General features: G+C 68.5%; 16 protein-coding genes. 9 read left to right on the top strand and 7 right to left on the bottom strand.

All coding sequences use genetic code 11. The features are described from left to right. Positions 1-225 precede the first annotated feature (225 nt). The 4 genes from POL67_RS47605 to POL67_RS47620 all read right to left on the bottom strand — a co-directional run bounded on the left by POL67_RS47605 (position 226) and on the right by POL67_RS47620 (position 4,902). Positions 226-1,266 carry a formylglycine-generating enzyme family protein gene (locus tag POL67_RS47605; protein WP_271928535.1) on the bottom strand — a complete coding sequence of 347 codons (1,041 nt, stop codon included), beginning with the start codon at positions 1,264-1,266 and terminating at the stop codon, positions 226-228. Next, on the bottom strand, positions 1,263-3,164 hold the full coding sequence (locus POL67_RS47610; RefSeq protein ID WP_271928536.1) for a M20/M25/M40 family metallo-hydrolase: 1,902 nt from the start codon (positions 3,162-3,164) through the stop codon (positions 1,263-1,265). Before POL67_RS47610 ends, POL67_RS47605 begins: the two co-directional genes overlap by 4 nt. A gap of 69 nt (positions 3,165-3,233) precedes the next feature. Then, the gene (locus POL67_RS47615; RefSeq protein ID WP_271928538.1) at positions 3,234-3,647 is read right to left on the bottom strand and encodes a hypothetical protein; all 414 of its coding nucleotides are present in this window, start codon (positions 3,645-3,647) and stop codon (positions 3,234-3,236) included. Positions 3,648-3,708: 61 nt separating this feature from the next. Next, the gene (locus tag POL67_RS47620; protein ID WP_271928539.1) at positions 3,709-4,902 is read right to left on the bottom strand and encodes a mechanosensitive ion channel family protein; all 1,194 of its coding nucleotides are present in this window, start codon (positions 4,900-4,902) and stop codon (positions 3,709-3,711) included. Between the two features lie 46 nt (positions 4,903-4,948). Here POL67_RS47620 and POL67_RS47625 point away from each other — a divergent pair, with 46 nt between their 5' ends. Then, positions 4,949-5,836 carry an alpha/beta fold hydrolase gene (locus POL67_RS47625; RefSeq protein ID WP_271928542.1) on the top strand — a complete coding sequence of 296 codons (888 nt, stop codon included), beginning with the start codon at positions 4,949-4,951 and terminating at the stop codon, positions 5,834-5,836. 7 nt (positions 5,837-5,843) lie between these two features. On the opposite strand, the gene POL67_RS47630 is transcribed toward POL67_RS47625, so the two are convergent. Then, complete coding sequence (locus POL67_RS47630; RefSeq protein WP_271928544.1) at positions 5,844-6,560, bottom strand: hypothetical protein; 717 nt, start codon at positions 6,558-6,560, stop codon at positions 5,844-5,846. Between the two features lie 144 nt (positions 6,561-6,704). On the opposite strand from POL67_RS47630, the gene POL67_RS47635 reads away from it, so the two are divergent. After that, on the top strand, positions 6,705-8,267 hold the full coding sequence (locus tag POL67_RS47635; protein WP_271928545.1) for a 4-hydroxyphenylacetate 3-hydroxylase N-terminal domain-containing protein: 1,563 nt from the start codon (positions 6,705-6,707) through the stop codon (positions 8,265-8,267). Positions 8,268-8,282: 15 nt separating this feature from the next. On the opposite strand, the gene POL67_RS47640 is transcribed toward POL67_RS47635, so the two are convergent. Beyond that, positions 8,283-9,137, bottom strand: a complete 855-nt coding sequence (locus POL67_RS47640) for a DUF6929 family protein (protein ID WP_271928548.1) — start codon at positions 9,135-9,137, stop codon at positions 8,283-8,285. Positions 9,138-9,241: 104 nt separating this feature from the next. Here POL67_RS47640 and POL67_RS47645 point away from each other — a divergent pair, with 104 nt between their 5' ends. Both POL67_RS47645 and treS read left to right on the top strand, forming a co-directional pair. Next, positions 9,242-11,254, top strand: a complete 2,013-nt coding sequence (locus POL67_RS47645) for an alpha-1,4-glucan--maltose-1-phosphate maltosyltransferase (RefSeq protein ID WP_271931029.1) — start codon at positions 9,242-9,244, stop codon at positions 11,252-11,254. After that, the gene (gene treS, locus POL67_RS53325; RefSeq protein ID WP_276076156.1) at positions 11,251-14,562 is read left to right on the top strand and encodes a maltose alpha-D-glucosyltransferase; all 3,312 of its coding nucleotides are present in this window, start codon (positions 11,251-11,253) and stop codon (positions 14,560-14,562) included. The genes POL67_RS47645 and treS overlap by 4 nt, the downstream gene beginning before the upstream one ends. Positions 14,563-14,571: 9 nt before the next feature. On the opposite strand, the gene POL67_RS47660 is transcribed toward treS, so the two are convergent. After that, positions 14,572-14,955, bottom strand: coding sequence for a hypothetical protein (locus POL67_RS47660; protein WP_271928550.1), 384 nt, complete (start codon positions 14,953-14,955; stop codon positions 14,572-14,574). A gap of 188 nt (positions 14,956-15,143) precedes the next feature. Here POL67_RS47660 and POL67_RS47665 point away from each other — a divergent pair, with 188 nt between their 5' ends. The 5 genes from POL67_RS47665 to POL67_RS47685 are packed head-to-tail and all read left to right on the top strand — an operon-like array spanning position 15,144 to position 19,973. Then, complete coding sequence (locus POL67_RS47665) at positions 15,144-15,938, top strand: HAD family hydrolase (RefSeq protein WP_271928552.1); 795 nt, start codon at positions 15,144-15,146, stop codon at positions 15,936-15,938. Positions 15,939-15,941: 3 nt separating this feature from the next. Then, on the top strand, positions 15,942-17,027 hold the full coding sequence (locus POL67_RS47670; protein ID WP_271928555.1) for an ABC transporter ATP-binding protein: 1,086 nt from the start codon (positions 15,942-15,944) through the stop codon (positions 17,025-17,027). Next, positions 17,024-18,295 carry an ABC transporter substrate-binding protein gene (locus tag POL67_RS47675; RefSeq protein ID WP_271928557.1) on the top strand — a complete coding sequence of 424 codons (1,272 nt, stop codon included), beginning with the start codon at positions 17,024-17,026 and terminating at the stop codon, positions 18,293-18,295. The genes POL67_RS47670 and POL67_RS47675 overlap by 4 nt, the downstream gene beginning before the upstream one ends. Then, complete coding sequence (locus POL67_RS47680) at positions 18,292-19,170, top strand: carbohydrate ABC transporter permease (RefSeq protein WP_271928560.1); 879 nt, start codon at positions 18,292-18,294, stop codon at positions 19,168-19,170. Before POL67_RS47675 ends, POL67_RS47680 begins: the two co-directional genes overlap by 4 nt. Then, on the top strand, positions 19,167-19,973 hold the full coding sequence (locus POL67_RS47685; protein ID WP_271928562.1) for a carbohydrate ABC transporter permease: 807 nt from the start codon (positions 19,167-19,169) through the stop codon (positions 19,971-19,973). Before POL67_RS47680 ends, POL67_RS47685 begins: the two co-directional genes overlap by 4 nt.

The following is a 19,973-nucleotide window of genomic DNA, read 5'->3' on the forward strand; positions in this document are numbered from 1 at the left end:
AGGTGGAAAACCCCAACGAGAGGCGGGGGCGTGCTCGACGCAGTGGGTCAAAACCGAGGGATCGTGCCCGCCGGGCTGTGCCGGGGACGGAGAAGGGCCGTCTACGTGGAGGTGTGTCGACACGCGTTTTCATTTCACGCATCAATCGCGTGGATGTCGCATGTTTCGACAAACGTTTTCTGAACGAACGCCGCGACGAACGGGCACGGACGCCCGTCCGCTCCCTCACGTCCCCTCCGCCTCCTTGCAGCAGCGGAACCCCTCCTCGTAGCCGTAATCGTCTTCCTTGTGGAACCCCACCGTCGGCCGGCAGCGGCCGCGCACCGGGCCCCACCAGCCGCCTTTCAGGCCGCTCCGGTTCGGGTATTTCTGCTTCGGCCGCACCACCCATTCGTTGATGTTGCCATTCAGGTCGTACACCCCGAACGGCGACACGCAGCGCGGCAGTGAGCCCGTCGGCAAGCGCTGGTCGAGCTTCTCCAGCTCGGCCTTGCACTCCGGGCGCTTCATGCACCGTTCGTACTTGAACAGCTTCTTTTCGCGTTTTCGATAGGGTTTGTCGATGTTGCACGCCGTGGGGTCGCGCTCGTAGCCGTACGTGTACGGCAGCATCGCCTCGCCCTCGCAGGCGAAGTTGAACTCGGCCTCCGCGCAGAGCCGCTTTCCCTTCGCCTCGCAGAGCTTCTGCGCGTCGCCCCACGAGACCAGGAGCGCCGGCAGCTCGCCTTTCTGGTTTGGCCATTCATAACGGTCCATGCAGAACCGCATCGGCGTGCGCTTCTTCGAGAGGCACACCGACGGCTCCTCGTACCGCATGCAACGCTCGCTCACCGTGCTCGCCCCGGAGCCCTCGCCCTGCTCGGAAGCTTTTTTCTTCTTCGCCTGATCCTTCTCGAATTCGTCGTGGTGCTCCACGCACCTCTGCTGCACGAGCGGGCAATACTCGCCGGCCACGAGCACCATGTCGCCCGGACAACCCTCGCTCGTCCCAGGCAGCGGCGCATCCGCAGACGCATCCACATCCGCAGACGCATGGGCGTCCGCATCCGCATCCGCGTCTGCATCTGCATCCAGCGCTGCATCGGCGAGCGCGGCGTCGAGCTCTGCAGCCGCCTCCGCGGCTTCGATCGCGGCGTCCGCAGGCGCGTCGGGCGCGGCTGGCGTGGAGCCGCCCGAGCACGCGGGGGCCGTCGCCGAGGTGGCGAGCGCGACGCAGAAAAGGAAGCCGAGGCCCAGCCTCGACGACGTCGTGTACCGTTCGCTCATCGGCCCGGGGCGGGGATGATCTTCAGCGCCACGCGCTTGCCGTCGCGCTCGACCTCGACCGTGATCTCGCGACCCGGCTCCAGGTCGCCGAGCGCGAAGGTGTAGTCGTGCACGTTCGTGATCTCGTGCTTGTCGAGCTTCACGATGATGTCCCCCGCCTGCAGGCCCGCGCGCGCCGCGGGTGCGTCTGGACGAACGCCCGTGAGCTTCACGCCCTTGCCCTGCCACGCGTAGTCCGGGATCGAGCCGAGCGAGACGCGGAAGGCTCGCCCGCCGCCCCCGCCGCCACCCTTGTGCGGATCGTGCGCCGCCGGCGCCTCCACGAACGCGAGCCGCTCCGGGCGCTCCGCGACGGCTTGCGTGAGGCGCGCGGCGAGCGTCGCGGCGAGGTCGATGCCGCCCACATCGACCTTGTCGGCCGTGTCGCTCGGCTTGTGGTAGTCGTCGTGCACGCCCGTGAACAGGAACGCGACGGGCACACGCGCCGCCGTGAACGAGGCGTGATCACTCGCGCCGAAGCCCTCGGCGCCGAGCTTCAGCGTGAGCGAGAGCCCCGCGTTCGCCGCGTTCACGAGTTCCGGCCACGCTGCCGCCGTCCCCGTGCCGTCGACGACCAGCGTCCGGTCACGCATCCGCCCGACCATGTCCGCGTTGATCATCGCCGTCACCGAGCCGATCGGCACAGGCGGGTGCTCCACCCAGTGCCGCGAACCCAGCGTGCCGAGCTCCTCCGCGCCGAACGCGATGAACACGATGCTCCGCGCAGGCTTCTCGGCGAGCTTCGAGAAGCGCCTAGCCACGTCGAGCAGGAGCGCCGTCCCCGAGGCGTTGTCGTCCGCGCCGTGGTGAATCTCGCGCGAGCCCGGCGCGCGTGAGTGCGACGTGCCGCCCTTCCCGAGGTGATCGTAGTGCGCGCCGACCACGACGTACTCCTCGGCCGTCTTCGAACCCGCGCGCGCCGGCAGCCGCGCGACCACGTTCCAAGCGTCCGCGAACGTCGGCTCGATCCGCGTCGCCACGGAGAGCTCCGTGCCCGCGAGCGGCTTCGGCTTCACGGCGGCCTTCGGTGCGCTGACCGCTGCGTCGTCCCACTTGATCTCCGGGAACAGCACCTTCGCCGCGCTCCGCTTGATCACCACCGCGGGGATGCCCATCCCGCTCGCGTTCTCCGGCGCGGCCGGAAGCTCCTCGCCTGCGGCCACCACGATCGCCGCGACGGCCTTGTGCTCGCGGGCCGTGCGCAGCTTGTACCGCACGCTCTTGAAGTCGCGCAGCGCCTCGGCGTTCTTGCCGCCGGACTCGGGCTTCGGCGCGCCGTCCACAATCAGCGCCACCTTCCCTGCGATCTCCTTGCCGGCGTAGTCGTCCCACGACGCCGCGGGCGCCGTCACGCCGTGCCCGACGAACACGACCTCGCCCTTGGCCTCGCCCGTCTGCGCGCCTTCCGCCGTGATCACGTCGGCCGCTGCCGGCGTCTTCGCCGCCTTCTGCCCCTTCTTCGCGAGCGAGACGGTCGGCGCCTCGACCTTCGCGCCGACGCGCGCGGAGAACTTCTGCTTGAAGCTCTTGTTGTTCCCCTCCGCGTCTCCGAACGCCTCGAGCCCGAGCTCGCGGAAGCGCTTCTCCACGTGCTCGGCGGCTTGCTGCGCGCCCGTATCGCCCGTCCCGCGACCTGCGAACTCGTCCGACGCGAGCTGCTTCACGTCCGCGTCGATCCGCTGCGGATCCCCTTTTTCGATGGGGTTTTCCGCCTTCGGCGCCGCCGCTTGGGGCAGCTCCGGCGGCGCGGGCGGCGGCGGGGTCACGGGCTCGGCCGCGGGGCCACAGGCGGCGAGCAGGGCGAGGATGGACGCGTGGATCGCGAGGCGCCCACGGAGGCGTAGGAGGGTCGGCTTCACAGCCACGCCTCTACCACGAACGGACGTGCGGGGGCATAACTCGGCTTGTCCGAGCGAAGCCCCAGGCGATCACCAGGGGGATGCCTTCTGGGCCGTGCGCACGAGCTCGACGGCGCGGCGGCCGATGTACTCCTCGACGTCGGCGGGCGCGATGTGCCGGTCCTTGGCGAAGTCGAACTCGCGCGGCTTGCCGTCGCCGAACGTCACACGCACGACGGCCGCGTCCCGGGCGAGCTCCACGCGCAGGCTGAAATCGCCGAGCTTCAGCTTGTAGTCGTCCGCCTGCTCGGCGAACGAGGGCGGCTGCCCCTTGTCGCGCAGCCGGTCGCGGGTGAAGCGCAGTGCCTCGGCGCCCAGCGAGAGCGCGGCCTCGGCCGTGTGGAGCGCCTCTTGGACGCGCTTTCGATGCCGTTCCTGCTCCTCGGCGTCGCGCTCCGCCTTGGTCTTCGCTGCCTCGATGAGCTCGTCACGCCAGCTTGCCACGGGGCCCTCCTCGTCTCGGACTTTTGTCACGTATCCTTCAGATCGGTCGCGCTGTAAAGCCTCACCGCTCGGGCCTCCTTTCGGCCGGGCCCGGCTGCGGAGGGGACGGATACGATGCCACGTGCACCGTCTGCGTCGGAAACGCGAGCGCCGAGCCGTTTTTCTCGACGATTTCCATCAGCCCGAGCAGGATCTCCTCCCGCCACGTGAGGAACTCGGTCCACTCGCAGGAGTCGAGCCACACCATCACCTCGATGGTCAGCGACGACTCGCCGAAGCCGATGAGGTTCACGTTGATCGCGTCGGGGTAAATGCCCGGCCGCTCGGCTAGATAACCGCGCATCTCCTCCACGATCCGCCGCACGGCGGCGGGGCGCGTCGAATACACGAGGTTGAGCTTCGCGTGCAGGCGCAGCCGGTCACGGGCGCTGTAGTTCTCGATCCGCATGTCCGACAGCCGCCCGTTCGGCATCGTCACGAGCGTCCGGTCGAGCGTCCGGATCCGCGTCGAGCGCAGGCCAATCTGCTCCACGGTCCCCACGAGATCGTCGACCTTCACGTAATCGCCGATGTGCAGCGGCCGGTCCACGCCGATCGTGAACGAGCCAAACAGATTCTCCAGCGTCTTCTGGCTCGCGAGCGCGACGGCGATACCGCCGATCCCGAGGCCCGCGATGATCCCCGTCACCTGGAGCCCGAGCTGCCCGAGCACCACGATGAACCCGAAGACCACGAGCAGGACCTTCGCGGCTTTCGTCGAGATCGCCACGAGCGAGAGCGCGCCGCCGCGATCCTTCGTGTCGCCCGCTTTCGCGATCCGCGCCCCCACGCGGTGGGCGAGCACGTCGAGCAGGCCGAAGAGGCCCCACAGCAGGCTCGCGACGAGCAGCGCGTCGACGCCGCGGCCCGCCACGTCGCTCGCCGCGCGGCGCAGCGCGATCGCCGGCTCCACGGACCAGAACGCCGTCGTCCCGAGGAAGAGCGTCGCGGGTCCGCGGAGCGCGACGAGCAGCTCGTCGTCCCACTTCGTCGCCGTGCGCCGCGCGATCGGCGACATGAGACGCACGAAAAGCGCGGACAGGAGGGCGCCGATGAGCATCGAGAGCACGAGCGCGAGCGGCAGCGCGACCCACTGCCACATCGCCACGCCGTACACCGACTTCGTGTAAGTCCAGGTGGGGAGGTTGCGGATCACCCATCCCGGCGTCACGCCGGGCTGCGCGGCGAACAGGGCGATCGGGGGTTGGTCCAGCATGGCGCGCACTGTAGCGAAGGATGCGGCGCGTGGTAGCCTCGTCTCCATGATCGCAATCGGGCCCGTCTCCGCCCGGACTGACGACGGCTGGCACCTGCGCGGCGAAATCCTCGCCGAAGGCACGCGGCCCGCAGTGGCGCTGCTCCTGCACGCGATGATGGCGAGCCGCAGGAGCATGGACAAACCACGCGGCGCGGGCCTCGCCGCGACCCTCGCCGCGGCCGGGCTCGCGGTCGTCTCCATGGATCTCCGCGGCCACGGCGAGAGCGGCCCCTCCGCGCGAGAAGGCGCGCGGTACACGTACGACGATTGCGTGCTCTTCGACGTCCCCGCGCTCGTCGGCCTCACCCGCTCCCTGTTCCCAGACAAACGCGTGATCATCATCGGCCACAGCCTCGGCGCGCACGCGGCGCTCGTGTCGGCCGGCGTTTTTCCGGACAAGGCCCCCGACGCGATCGCCTCGATCGCCGGGAACTTCTGGTTCCCTTCGGACGAACCGAGCGCCGCGCGGCGCGCCGCGAAGGCGGCCACGCTCCGGACCTGGCTCGCCGCGGCGGAGGCCGTCGGCTATTTTGACCCCAAACCATTGCGCATCGGCTCGGACGCCGTCGCCCTGCCGTACATCCGCCAGTTCTGGAAGGTGTGGTCCTCCGATCGCTACAGCAGCATGGACGATCGGTACGATTATGCGGAGGCGCTCACCCGCGTCGCCTGCCCGGTCCTCGCCGTGGCGAGCGAGGGCGACAAACTCCTCGCGCACCCCGCATCCGTCACGCGTTTCTTCTCCCGCATCGGCAGCACGGAGAAGAGGCTGCGCATCGTGACGCACGCCGAGCACGAAGGCCGGGCGCCGGATCACATGGGGCTCGTGACCGACGCGCGCTCGCTCCCCGTCTGGCGAGACATCGCGGAATGGGCAGCGTCACTCGCCTGACGCGCCTTCAATCGATCTGCAAATGCCAGTGCGGCGGCGCCGACTCTTCGAGCAGCGTCACGCCTTTCGCCTCGTTCACGGCCGCGACGAACGCCTTCTTGTCGGACGACGACATGTCGCGGTTTCGCACGTCCACGGCCCCCGCGCGGAGGTGCGCCGAAATGTACACGCCGCGGGCGATCTGCGATTTGAGCACCTCGTACATCGCGGCGACGACGTCGTCCGGCTCCTTCCGCGCCGCGCGTCCTTTCTCGTAGGCCTGCGTGATCTCGCGCGCGGCCTCCTTGTTCCGGTAGAGCCGGATCGGATCCCCGCCGAGGCGCAGCATCTTGTACATGGCCTTGGCCTGCCGCGCCGCGTCCCGCGTCCCGCTCGTGACCGTGACGTGTTTTCCCGTCCGCCGGAAGTACGCCTCGTCGATCGCATCGACCTTGTCCGCGACCGGATCCGGCAGCGTCACGTCCGCGACGGCATTCCAGGCCGGCGGTTTTCCCCGTGGCGTCGACTTTTCGAGGCGCGGCGGCGATAGCGGCGGACGGGCAGCTTCTTCGGGCGACAGGTTGGGCAGATCGTCGCAGTCGAGGGCGAGCGCGGCGCGTGGTTCGGCCGTGGAGATGGGCGGCAGAAGGAAGGACGCGTCGAGCTCTGCGACCTCGCGCGAGCAGCCTGCGCCGAGGGCGAGCGCGCAGGCGAGGGCGACCTTTCGAACGAGCGAGCTCCGCATGGGGCGCCCGCGATGTTGCACCGGACAGCCGGGAGCGCCAAAAAAAGCGCGGTCCTTTCGCGGCGCTGTCGGGTATTCTCGGCGAAATCTGCGGTAGAACGGGCAGACCGGGCTAGACTACCGGGCTGCCCAGGAGACGACGTCATGAGCGCCCCTCGCACGAATGGCACCGCGGCCCCTCGCACCCGCCCGCTCACCGGCGCGGAGTACCTCGAGAGCCTGCGCGACGGGCGTGACGTCTGGATCCGCGGCGAACGCGTCACGGACCTGCCAAACCACCCGATCTTCCGCAACGCCGCGCGGATGCTCGCGCGCCTCTACGACGCCCTGCACGATCCCGCGCGGCAAGGCGTGCTCACGGCCGAGACGGCCCTCGACTCGGGCGCCCGGACGCACCGCTTCTTCTGCCTCCCACGGAGCATCGAGGACCTCGTGGCGACGCGCGACGCCATCGCGGAATGGGCGCGCATCACGTACGGCTGGATGGGGCAAAGCCCGGAAGAAGGCGCGAGCCTCATTGCGACGCTCGGCGCCGCGCCCGAGGTCTATGGCCGGTTCGCCGACAACGCGCGGACCTGGTATCGCAATGCGAGCACGCAGGCCCTCTTTTTCCATCACGCGATGCTCGAACGCCGCACGCATCCGCCGAATGCCGCGGCCCCTGCGCCGCTCTACATCGAGCGCGAGACCGACGCGGGGATCGTCATCAATGGCGCGACGCCCGTCCCCTCGGTCGCGGCGCTCTCCCATGGCAGCTTCGTCGTCCACCCGGGCATCGTGCGCGACGAGGAGATCCTCCTCTCGTTCGTCGTGCCCATGGACAGCCGCGGCGTGAAGCTGCAATGCCGCCCGAGCGCCACCACGAACACGAAGCTCCACGGCAGCCCCTTCGACCACCCGCTGACGAGCCGCCTCGAAGAGGACGAGGCCGTCCTTTCGTTCGACGAGGTCCTCGTCCCCTGGGAAAACGTGTTTCTGTATCGCGACGAAGGCGGGCGAACCGCGGCCTTCCAGCGCGCCTCCTTCGCCGCGCGCGCGAGCTTCCAGGAGTGCACGCGCCTCAGCATCAAGCTCGAATTCCTCGCGGGCCTGCTTTTGCGCTCCGTCGAGGCGGCAGGCACGGGCGGCTCGCCGGAGGTCCGCGCGGCGCTCGGCGAGGTCCTCTCCTACCGCAATCTGTTTTGGGGCCTGACCGAGGCGCAGGCGCGGGTCCCGGCCCCCTGGGCGAACGGCGCCTTGCTCCCGAACCCCGAGCATGGTTTGTCCTTCCGCATCTTTTCGACCCTCGCTTATCCGCGGCTGCGCGACGTCATCGAGCGGGCGGTAGGCACCGGCCAGGTCTTCCTCTCCGCGAACGCGAGCGACTTCATGAACCCCGAGACGCGGGCGTACCTCGAGCGCTTCGTGCGCGGCGAGAACGGCTACACCGCGCTCGATCGGGTCAAGCTCACGAAGCTGCTCTGGGACGCGCTCGGCGGCCAGATCGACAACCATTTCGCCTCGGGCGACCGCCTGGAGAGCGCCGACGACATGCGCATCGACGTGCTCTCCGCGGCCGCCACGAGTGGCCTCTCCGAGCGCTGCAAGGCCTTCGCGGGCCGCTGCCTCGACGAGTACGACCTCCAAGGTTGGCGCACCAAGGATCTCTTCACGCCGAACGAGCTCGTCCCGGTCGTCTCCTCGCGGAGGCGGCCGTCGTCGTGGTGAGCCGCGGGCCTCGCCTCAGAAAAACCCTTCCAGCGCGATCACGCAAAGCTCCGCGGGCCGCTCGGGATCATCGGGATCGGTGACGGCCCAGATCGTCTTTCGCTCCGGATCGAACGCAATCCCCTCGACCTTGCGGCACGAGCCTTCCCCCGAGGGTTCTTCGAGCATGGCATACCGCGCCTGCTCCCCCGCGACGAACCCGACGGCGGCGCCCACGACCGGCCCGTCGTCGATCGCATTCGGCGTCCCCTCGGCGACAGCAAGGTAAAACGTCCGCCCGCCGAATGCCGCCGCGTCCGTGAAATGCAGCGGCACGCCGCCCGCGACTCCGAGGTCGTACAACACGTGTCCGAAGAGCTCCACCGCGCGGCCTTGGAGCACGCTCGCCGCAACGTCCACGGTCGCGCTCGCCCCGGGCCCCGCGCCGCGATGAAACAGCCGCAAGACCTCGCCCGCCAGCACCGCGCCCTCGATGTTCGGCCGGACGCCGATCCGCGCCTCCACGGCGTCGAAGAGCGGCCCGAGATCCGTGACCTGCACGCGGCCCGAATCGAGATCCACCGACGCCTTCTGCCTACGCACAGCCGCAGAGCCCGACCCGAGCACCGTCACGGCGCGCCCCGGCCCCACGAACGCCGCCTCGAAATCAGGTTTTTTGGATTTGGGCAGCTCCTCCCCGCCCCCTTCGAGCCGCACGCGCGACATCGCCCCTGACGCCGGATCGACCCACACCACGGAGAATGCGTCGTCCTGGATCACGAGCAATCGCTCGTCATGCCAAACCAGCGCCGATCCCGCCCGCACCCCGGGCAGGGGCCGGGACGTGAGGATGCGGGCGCGCAAATGGGGATCCAGGGAGGCTTTGATCACGACGTCCGCTCTTACCCTGGACCTCGCCCGGACGACAACCTTTCTCTTCCCGGGCCCGCCCGCTCGAACAACCCCCCTCCCCCGCGGCGCATCGAAACGCCTTGGTGGATCTCGACAAGCTCCCTGAAGAAGGCCGCCGGCGTGTGCAGATCGAGCGCGTCCGTCCCGAGATCGACGGCGGGCGCTTCCCGATCAAGCGAATCCTCGGCGATCGCATCAACGTCTCGGCCCTCGTGTACGCCGATGGGCACGACCTGCTCGTCTGCTCGCTCCTCTATCGTCCCGCGCCGTCCATCGGGGATCCCGATCCGCCCTGGCTCTCCGTACCGCTCGAAGCCACCGCCGAGCCCGATCGATTCGTCGCATCGTTTTCGCCCGACACGATCGGCCTCTGGCAATACACCGTCGAAGCCTTGATCGATCGGTTCGGCACGTTCCGCCGCGACCTCAAGAAACGCGTCGAGGCGGCGCAGGACGTCTCCGTCGACATCCTCGACGGCGCGACCTTGCTCGAACAGGCCGCCAAAGACGCGACCGGCGACGACGCCCGCTCCCTCGCGGACGTGGCTGCGCGCCTGCGCGACGACACGATTCCGCTCACCGAACGAATCACGCTCGCGCTCGACAGCGGCCTTTGCATGGCCGCCGCGCGCCACCCCGATCGCCGCCTCGCCACGCGATATCCGGGCATCCTCGAAGTCGTGGTCGACCCCGAAAAGGCCCGCTTCTCCACCTGGTACGAGCTCTTTCCCCGCTCCTTCGGCGCCGAGGGCAGCCACGGCACCTTCGCCGACGCCGAGGCGCGCCTGCCGTACGTCGCCGAAATGGGCTTCGACGTCCTTTACCTCCCGCCGATCCATCCGATTGGCCAGACGAACCGCAAAGGGAAAAACAACACCCTCGTCGCGCAGCGGGGCGACGTCGGCAGCCCCTGGGCCATCGGCGCGCCCGAAGGCGGCCATACCGCGGTGCACCCCTCGCTCGGCACCCTCGACGATTTCGATCGGTTTTTCCAGGCCGCAGCGCGCCTCGGCATCGACGTCGCGCTCGACATCGCCTTGCAGGCCTCGCCCGATCACCCCTGGGTCCACGAGCATCCGGGGTGGTTCCCGCGCCGCGCCGACGGCACCGCCCGGTATGCCGAGAATCCTCCGAAGAAATACCAGGACATCCACCCCTTCGATTTCGAGGCCGAGGAGTGGCCCGAGCTCTGGCGCTCGCTCGAAGGCATTTTCCGGTTCTGGATCGCCCGCGGCGTCCGCTTCTTCCGCGTCGACAACCCGCACACGAAGCCCCTGCCGTTCTGGGAGTGGGTCATCCGCTCGATCAAGCGCGACCACCCCGAGGTCGTCTTCCTCTCCGAGGCGTTCACGCGCCCCGCGCTCATGTATGGCCTCGCCAAACGCGGCTTCACCCAGTCGTACACGTATTTCACCTGGCGCGTCTCCAAGGACGAGATCACGTCCTACATGCACGACCTCACGAAGACCGAGATCGCCGAGTTTTACCGGCCGAACTTCTGGCCGAACACACCCGACATCCTGCCCGAGCACCTCCAGAACGGCGAGCCCGCGGCATTCCTCATCCGCCTCATCCTCGCCGCCACGCTGTCGAGCTCGTACGGGATGTACGGCCCGGCGTTCGAGCTCATGGAGCACAGTCCTCCGCGCGAGGGCGCCGAGGAGTATGCGAACAGCGAGAAATACGAGCTTCGCCGCTGGGACCTCCGCCGCCCGGACAGCCTGCGCCCCATGATCACGCGCATCAACCGCATCCGGATGGAGCACCCCGCGCTCGCGCGGAGCGACAATCTCCATTTTTTCCAGACGGACAGCGACCTCGTCCTCGCCTATGGCAAGACGCACGGGGACGACACGCTGATCGTCGTCGTCAACCTCGACCCGTACCACCATCATGGCGCGTGGGTCGAGCTCGATCTGCCGGGGCTCACGGACGCGGGGCGTGGCTTCGAGGTCCATGACCTCCTGAGCGGCGCGCGTTATACGTTCCGAGGAAAGCGAAACTGGGTCGAGCTCGATCCGCGGACCTCGCCCGCCTGTGTCTTCCATGCGCGGAGGCTCGCCCGCAGGGAGATCGATTACGAGTATTTCCTATGAAACGCGATCCCCTCTGGTACAAGGACGCCGTCGTCTACGAGCTGCACGTCCGCGCGTTCAACGATCAGAACGGCGACGGAATCGGGGACCTCCCGGGGCTCGCGCACAAGCTCGATTATCTCCAGGACCTCGGCGTCACGGCCATCTGGCTCCTGCCGTTCTACCCCTCGCCGCTCCGGGACGGCGGCTACGACATCGCGGATTACACGGGCGTCAGCGAGAGCTACGGCACGCGCGAGGACTTCGCCCGCCTGCTCCGCGAGGCCCACGACCGGGACATCCGCGTCATCACCGAGCTCGTCCTCAATCACACGTCGAGCGAGCACGCCTGGTTCCAGCGCGCGCGCCGCGCCCCGCCCGGCGACCCGTACCGTGACTTTTACGTGTGGAGCGACGCGCCAAACCGCTTCGAGGAGGCGCGCATCATCTTCCAGGATTTCGAGAGCTCGAACTGGGCCTGGGATCCGCTCGCGCGTGCCTATTACTGGCACCGATTTTATGCCCACCAGCCCGACCTCAACTTCGACAACCCCGCCGTCCACGAGGCGCTGCTCAAGGTCGTCGATCACTGGTTCGACATGGGCGTCGACGGCATGCGCCTCGACGCTGTGCCCTACCTCTACGAGCGCGAAGGGACGAACTGCGAGAACCTCGCCGAGACCCACGCCTTCCTGAGGAAACTCCGCGCCCACGTCGATTCTCGCCACGAGGGCCGCATGCTCCTCGCCGAGGCGAACCAGTGGCCCAGCGACGCCGCCGCGTATTTCGGCGCCGGCGACGAGTGCCACATGAACTTCCATTTCCCGCTCATGCCGCGCATGTTCATGGCGGTCGAGCTCGAGGATAGTTTTCCCATCGTCAACATCCTCCGCCAGACCCCGTCGATCCCCGAGTCCTGCCAGTGGGCGACGTTCCTCCGGAACCACGACGAGCTCACGCTCGAAATGGTCACCGACGAGGACCGCGACTACATGGTCAAGGTCTACGCCGAGGAGCGCAACGCGCGCATCAACCTCGGCATCCGCCGCCGCCTCGCCCCGCTCATGCGCACGCGCCGCCGCATCGAGCTCATGAACGCGCTCCTCTTCTCGCTGCCGGGCACGCCCGTCCTCTATTACGGCGACGAGATCGGCATGGGCGACAACATCTTCCTCGGTGACCGCGACGGCGTCCGCACGCCCATGCAATGGAGCTCCGATCGCAATGCGGGGTTCTCGCGCTGCAACCCGCAGCGGCTCTACCTGCCCGTCATCGTCGATCCCGAGTTCCATTACGAGGCCGTCAACGTCGAGGCCCAGCAGGCGAACCCGCAGTCCTTGCTCTGGTGGATGAAGCGCCTCATCGGCCTGCGCAAGCAATACGAGGTCTTCGGCCGCGGCACGATCGAGTTCCTCCAGCCCGACAACCACCGCGTCCTCGCGTTCATCCGCTCCCACCGGGACGAGAACGTGCTCGTCGTCGCGAACCTCTCGCGGTATGGCCAATTCGTCGAGCTCGACCTCTCGCGCTTCCGCGGCATGGTGCCCACGGAGCTCTTCGGCCGGACCCGCTTCCCCGAGGTCGAAGGCAAATACCCGCTCTCGCTCGGGCCGCACGATTTCTTCTGGTTCGGCCTCGAACGCACCGCGCCTCTCACGATCGCCGCGCGCGAGAGGCTCCCCGTCCTGCTCGCCGAGCAGTCCATCGAGAGCCTCGTGAAGCGGCCCGAGGGGCGACGCGCGCTCGAGCGCGTCCTCTGCAATGACCTCGCGACGCGGCGGTATTTCCGCAGCAAGGGTCGCGCGCGTTCGAGCGCCACGATCCTGGACGCCATTCCCCTCGGCGATCCCAGCGCCCCGCTCGCATGGCTCCTCTTCGTCCGCGTCGATTTCGCCTCCGGGCCACCGGAGACCTACGTCCTGCCCATCGCCTTCGCGACGGGCGAGCGCGCGCGAGAGCTCGAAGCCAACGCGGCCCACGCGGTCATCGCGGCCGTTCGGCTGCACGTGAGCAATGGGCACACCGAGGTCATCGAGGGCACGCTCATCGACGCGCTCGTCGACCCCGACCTCTCGAATGCGCTCCTTCGTTTCGTTCGCCAGGGCGCGAAGTTTTCCGGGGCGCGCGGGGAACTCCGGTTCGTCCCGCATCCCTTCCTGCAAAACGTGCCCGAGGAGGCCACCGAGCACGGCCGGCTCCTCTCGGCCGAGCAATCGAACAGCATCCTCGTGTACGGCGAATCCGTGATGCTCAAGCTCTTCCGCCAGGTCGAGGAGGGCATCAATCCCGAGTTCGAGGTCCAGGCGTTCCTCGACGCGCAACGCTACCCCAGCGTCCCGCGGCTCGGGGGCGCCATCGAATACCAGGTGACCGGGCGCGACCGCACGGTGCTCGGAATGGTCCAGCAATGGATGCCGAGTCGAGGGAATGCTTTCCAGCTCGCGCTCGAATCCCTCGACCTCTTCTTCGATAGGGTCCTCGCCGATGAAGCCGCGCGCTCGGGCGCCGTGCCGCCCCTGCCGCGAGGCACGTTCACCGAGCGCGCGCGCGGCGCGACGCCGCCCCTCGCGCACGACCTGCTCGGCGCGCAGGTGGTTTGGCTGAACAAACTCGGCCAGAGGACGGCCGAGCTCCACGCGACCCTCGCGGCCGATACGACCGATACCACGTTCGGCCGCGAGCCCTATTCCACGCTGCACCAGCAATCCCTCTATCAAGCCGCGCACACGATGCTCGCGCGCACCTTCGACGCGCTTCGCCGGCGGGCGCGCAGCTTGCCAGAGGGCGCGGCGGAGCTCGCGCGGGAGATCGTGCGACGCGAGGACGAGGTCGACCGGCGGTTCAAGGCGATCGGCGCGCGCAAGGTCGACGCCACGCGGATCCGTTGCCACGGCGACTTCCACCTCGGGCAGGTCCTCTTCACCGGCGACGATTTCGTCTTCATCGATTTCGAGGGCGAACCCATGCGCCCGCTCGCGACGCGCCGCTACCGCCGCACGCCGCTCCGGGACGTGGCCGGCATGATCCGCTCCTTCGATTATGCGGCGGCATCCGCCCTCGCCTCCGGCCGCGCGCGGCCCGAGGACGTGCCCGTGCTCGAACCCTGGACGAATGCCTGGGTCGCCTGGGCCGAGGCCGTGTACCTCGCCGGTTACCTCAACGCGGCCGCGGGGAGCGAGTTTCTCCCGAAACACGATCCCGACACCGACCTCCTCCTCGATTTCTACGTGCTCGAGAAGTGCATCTACGAGATTGGCTACGAGCTCGACAATCGCCCCGACTGGCTCGCCATCCCGCTCCGCGGCCTCGCGCGCATGCTCGAAGGCTGAGGCGCCGCGCTACAGCGTCCCCTCGCGCTTGAAGTACGCGCGCGCGTGGGCGGCGATCTGCTTGTCGGTCGGGTGATCCAGGGTCTCCACCGCGACGACCCTGGATTTCAGGTCGTGGTGGTGGTTCTCCAGGTGCCGGACGAACGCGTCTTTCGCGTTCGCCGGCCCGACCACGAGGATCTCCTCGGTGCCGGCGAGGAGCATCGCGACATCGTGATAATAATGCGGGTCCTCGCCCGCGTGCCCCGACGAAGCCGTCGGGCCCGCCTTCCGGTGCAGCTTCGTATGCGCGTGCGGCGACCTGATCACCTCCCCGGCATAACTCTCGGGTGTGAGGTGGAAAATGTGGGCCTCATTGTGATCGAGCCAAACGACGGCATGTCGGGTGGTCATGGCAAAGCTGCCATCGCAACGGACGTGCCGCGGAGCAACGCCACGAAAAACGCCGGGGAACACGCGAGGCGCGGCGGATCCCCTCGTCACGAAACGCAAGGCGTGCGTGGCGGCGCAAGGACTGCGACGGACGCGTTTGCCTGCTGGCTGGATGGCCCGCCGCGCCGCGGATGTGGTAGGGGGAGACCGTGCAGGAAGGTCGAACCCCGATTCAAGAGACCCCCGAGGGCGTCGTTCGGCGCCTCGTGGCCGCGCGCGCGGCGCTCCCGCGCGAGGAGGACCTGGTCCTCGCGTTCGACGCCGACGGTACGCTCTGGAGCGGCGACGTCGGCAACGACCTCTTCGAGACGCTGATCGCCGAGTCGGCGGTGCGCGAAGAGGCGCGCGAGGCGCTCATCGTCGAAGCCCGCGCGGCCGGCGCGAAAGCCGACGGCCACACGCTCGACATCGCACAAGGCCTCTACCGCGCGCTCGCAGAAGGCACGTATGAAGAAGCGCGCGCGTTCGCCATGATGGCCTGGGTCTTCGCGGGGTTTTCCCTGGGCGAGGTGGCGGAGTTTGCCGGCCGCGTCGTCGCGTCACGCGGGCTCGAAGCACGGCTGCATCGATTTCTTTCACCCGTCCTCGCCTGGGCCGAGGCGGAAAAGGTGCCCGTGTGGGTGGTCTCCGCTTCGCCGCGCTGGATCGTCGAGATTGGCGTCGCACTCCTCGGAATCCCGGCGAATCGCGTGGTCGCGATGACGCCTCGTATCCAAGACGGTCGCATCGCGGCCGAGCTCGTCGGGCGGCCTGTTTATGGGGAGCACAAGCCCCTCGCGCTGCGCGAGGCGTGCCCGGGCGCGACGCTCCTCGGCGCGTTCGGGGATTCGAGTTACGACGTGCCGATGCTCGCAGCGTCACGCGTGCCGGTCGGCGTGCGTCCGAAGGCGGGATTGCTCGCGCGCGCGGCCGAGATCCCGAGCCTCGTCGTCCTTGGTACCTGAGCCATGGCGACGATCGAGCTCCGCGGCCTCGTCCGAAAGCACCCCGGCACCGAAATCCCCGCCCTCGACAAACTCGATCTCGACGTGCGCGACGGCGAAATGCTCGTCCTCGTCGGCCCCTCGGGGTGCGGCAAATCGACGACGCTGCGCCTCGTCTCGGGGCTCGACACGCCCGACGCCGGGACGATCCGGATCGACGGTCGCGACGTCACGCACGTCGCGCCGCAAGATCGGGACGTGGCCATGGTGTTTCAAGGGTATGCCCTTTATCCGCACATGAGGGTGCGCGAGATCCTGGCGTTCCCCCTCAAAATGCGCGGCGTGCCGCGTCCCGAGCAGGACAAAAAAGTCGAGGAGGCGGCGGAGATGCTCGGGTTGTCGAAGCTGCTCGATCGGCGGCCCGGCGAGCTCTCGGGCGGGGAGCGGCAACGGGTCGCGATGGGGCGGGCCATCGTGCGTTCGCCGCGGGTCTTTTTGTTCGACGAGCCGCTCTCGAACCTCGACGCCGCGCTCCGGGCCGAGCTGCGCGTCGAGCTCGCTTCGCTCGTGCGCAGGCTCGGCGTCACGAGCATTTATGTCACCCACGATCAGGTCGAGGCGATGACGATCGGCGATCGTATCGCCGTGATGAAGGGCGGCGTGCTCCAGCAGGTGGGGACGCCCAAGGAGATTTACGAAGAACCGGCCAATGTCTTCGTGGCCTCGTTCCTCGGCACGCCGGCCATCAATCGCATCGAGGCGACGTACCACGCCGGGACGATCGAGGCGCCGAGCCTCCTCTTTTCGGTGCCGGTCACGCTCGGGCTGCCGAACCGCGTCATCGTGGGGATCCGGCCGGAGCACGTATCCATCGTGCGTGACAAACCACGCGCCGACGACATTTCGATCACCACGAAGGTCGTGCACGCCGAGCCCCTCGGCGCCGAGACGTACCTTTATCTCGACGCGGCGGGGACGAGGATCGCGGCGCGCATGCCGGGCTGGGGGGCCTTCGCTCCGGGTGACACGCTCGTGGCCGCGGTCGAGCTGCGCCATTGCCTGTTCTTTGACGCCAGGACGGGCCAAAGGCTCGCGGAGGCGCGAGGATGAGCGCGCGCCTCCGGCGCAGGGACGCGCTGATCACGCTCGCCTCGTCGTTCGCCGCCCTCGCGGGGGCGGGCTGCGCGCGCGGCGGCAAGGACGGCGAGGCGTCGTTGTGGTTCGCGTATGGCGGCACCAACCGCGAGGTGCTGCTCTCGCTGGTGAACCGCTTCAACGCCGAGCAAACCACGTATCGCATCAAGGCCATTTACCAGGGTGACTATTTCGAGGCCCTGGCGAAGCTCCGCACGGCCATCGCGGCGCGCACGGCGCCGGCGCTCACGCACGTGGTCGGCGAGGTCGTTCCTTACCTCGCGCAGGCCGGCACGCTCCTGCCGATCGACGAGACCCACCACGTGACCGGGGATGTCGTCCCTGCCCTCGGGCAAACCGGGTGTTTCGTGCGGGGCGGGGAGCGGCCGATCGTCTGCGCGCCTTTCAATCGATCGACGCCGATTGCGTATTACAACCGCGCGATCTTCGACGAACTCGGCCTGCACCCGCCGACCACATGGAGCGAGCTCGAATCTGTGGCCCGCGCGGCGACCGTCCGTGCAAACGACGGGACCGTGACCCGCCACGGATTCGCTTGCCCCATCGATTGGTGGTTCTGGGTGGCGCTCGTGGGACAAGCGGGCGGGACCGTCGTGGAGGACGACGGGACACCCTCGCTCGGCGGCGAGGCCGGGGTGCGCGCGCTCGAATTCTGGCAGCGGCTCGTGCACGAGGAGCGCACGATGAAGCCGCCGCCCGGGCGTGATTACAATGCCTGGCAAGCCACGAACACCGATTTCCTCGCGGGCCGCGTGGCGATGATCTGGACCTCGACCGCGTTCCTCAAGTACCTCGAAACAAACGCAAAATTCCCGGTCGGCGCCGCGCCGCTGCCGGGGGATGTGCGCAGGAGTGTGCCCACGGGTGGCACGATGTTCGTCGTGCCAGCCGCCTCATCGGAGCACGAGCGCCCCGCCGCGCGCGCCTTCCTGCAATGGATGATGCAGCCGCGGCAGGCGAACGAATGGGCCACGCGGACGGGGTATTTGCCCGTCTCGCAAAAGGGGCTCGCCGAGCTCGAAGCGAGCGGGTATTACCGCGAGCACCCGAACGACCGGGTCGCGCTTGATCAATTGAAGGACGCGTTCGCGTGGCCGTGGGCGCCGACCTTGTTCCGCATCCAGCGCGAGGCGGTGCAGCCGCGGCTCGAAGAGGCCGTCCTCGCCAGGAGGGACGCGCGGGCGACGCTCGACGAAGCGCGCCGCGCAGCGGGGGAGCCATGAAGCCGAAGCGCCCGCTCGATCCCTATCTCTTCCTCGCCCCGACGGCGCTCGTGCTCGGCCTCTTCTTTTTCTGGCCGCTCGCGCTCGTCTTCAAGAACAGCTTTTATCGCTGGGACATGCTCACGCCCCCCGAATGGGTAGGCACGGCGAACTACGGACAGATCCTCGCGAGCGGCGAGCTTTGGGGCACGATCGGGCGGACGCTCTCCTACAGCGTCGTGGTCGTGGTGATCTCGCTCGGCCTCGGCCTCGGCCTCGCGCTCGCGCTCGATCGCCCCGGAAAACTTTATGCCTTCGTGCGGGGCGCGGTCTTCAGCGCGTACGTCGTCTCCTGGGTCGCCGTGGCCCTGCTCTGGATGTGGATCCTCGACGCGGACGGCGGGCTGCTCTCCTCGCTTTGCCGCGCCGTCGGCATCGTCCCCAAGAACTGGCTCGGCGATCCCTCGGTCGCGCTCTACACGCTCGCGGCCGTGAGCGTCTGGAAAATCACGGGGTATTCGATGGTGATTTTCCTGGCGGGCCTCCAGGACATCCCGCGCTCCTTGCACGAGGCCGCGGCGCTCGACGGGGCCGGGGCCATTTCGCGGTTCCTCCACGTCACCTGGCCCATGTTGCGCCCGAGCGCATCGTTCGTCGGGACGACCAGCTTGATCCTCTCGTTCCAGGCCTTCGACGTGGTCCGCGTGATGACCCAGGGTGGGCCCGTGAAATCGACGACGGTCTTCGTCTACGCGATTTACGAGCACGTCTTCGTGAACCTGCGCGTCGGGCGGGCGAGCGCGATGACTGTCGCGTTTTTCGTGCTCCTGCTCGGGCTCACGGCCTTGCAGCTCGGCACCTGGCGGCTCGGCCGAACCGGCGCGAGGCGCGCATGAAGCTCGCCTTTTCGCGCATCCTGCTCGTCGTCGTGGCCCTGCTCTGGGTCGGGCCGTATGCGTGGATGGTGCTGACCTCGCTCCGGACCTTGCCGGAAATCGTGGCGGCGCCCGCGTGGCCCATCCCGAAATCGATCCAGTTCGACGCCTACCGCGAGGTCCTCACGGCGATCCCCGTCGGTCGGTATTTCCTCAACACGACGGCCATGGCCGTGGCCATCGCGCTCCTGCAAATCCTGCTCGCCTTGCCCGCGGGATACGCGCTCGCCAAATTGCATTTCGTCGGCAAGAAGGTCGCATTTGCCCTGGTGCTCGCGTGCCTCCTCATCCCGGCGCAGGTGACGTTCGTCCCCGTCTTCTCGATGCTCGGCCCGCTCGGCCTCGTGAACACGTTCGCGGCGCTCGTCTTGCCGTTCGGCGTGAGCGCGCTCGGGACATTCCTCGTGCGGCAAGCGCTGCTCTCCGTGCCCGATGAGATGATCGAAGCGGCGCGGCTCGACGGCGCGAGCGAGCTTCGGATCGTCTACGGCCTGCTCGCTCCGATGTTACGGCCGACGCTCGCGTCGTTGTTCCTCTTCAGCTTCGTGTTCCATTACAACGATTATTTCTGGCCGCTCGTCATGACCACCGACGACGACGTGCGCACCTTGCCCCTCGCGGTGGCCTTGCTCCGCGAGCAAGGCACCGGCGTGCGCTGGCACATCGTAATGGCGGGGAACGTGATCCTGAGCTTGCCCGTCCTCGCGCTCTTCGCGGCGGTGCAGAAGCAGATCCTTCGGGCGGTGACGGCGCGCGTGGGCTGA

This window comes from Polyangium mundeleinium, from assembly GCF_028369105.1.
Lineage (GTDB): Bacteria > Myxococcota_A > Polyangia > Polyangiales > Polyangiaceae > Polyangium > Polyangium mundeleinium.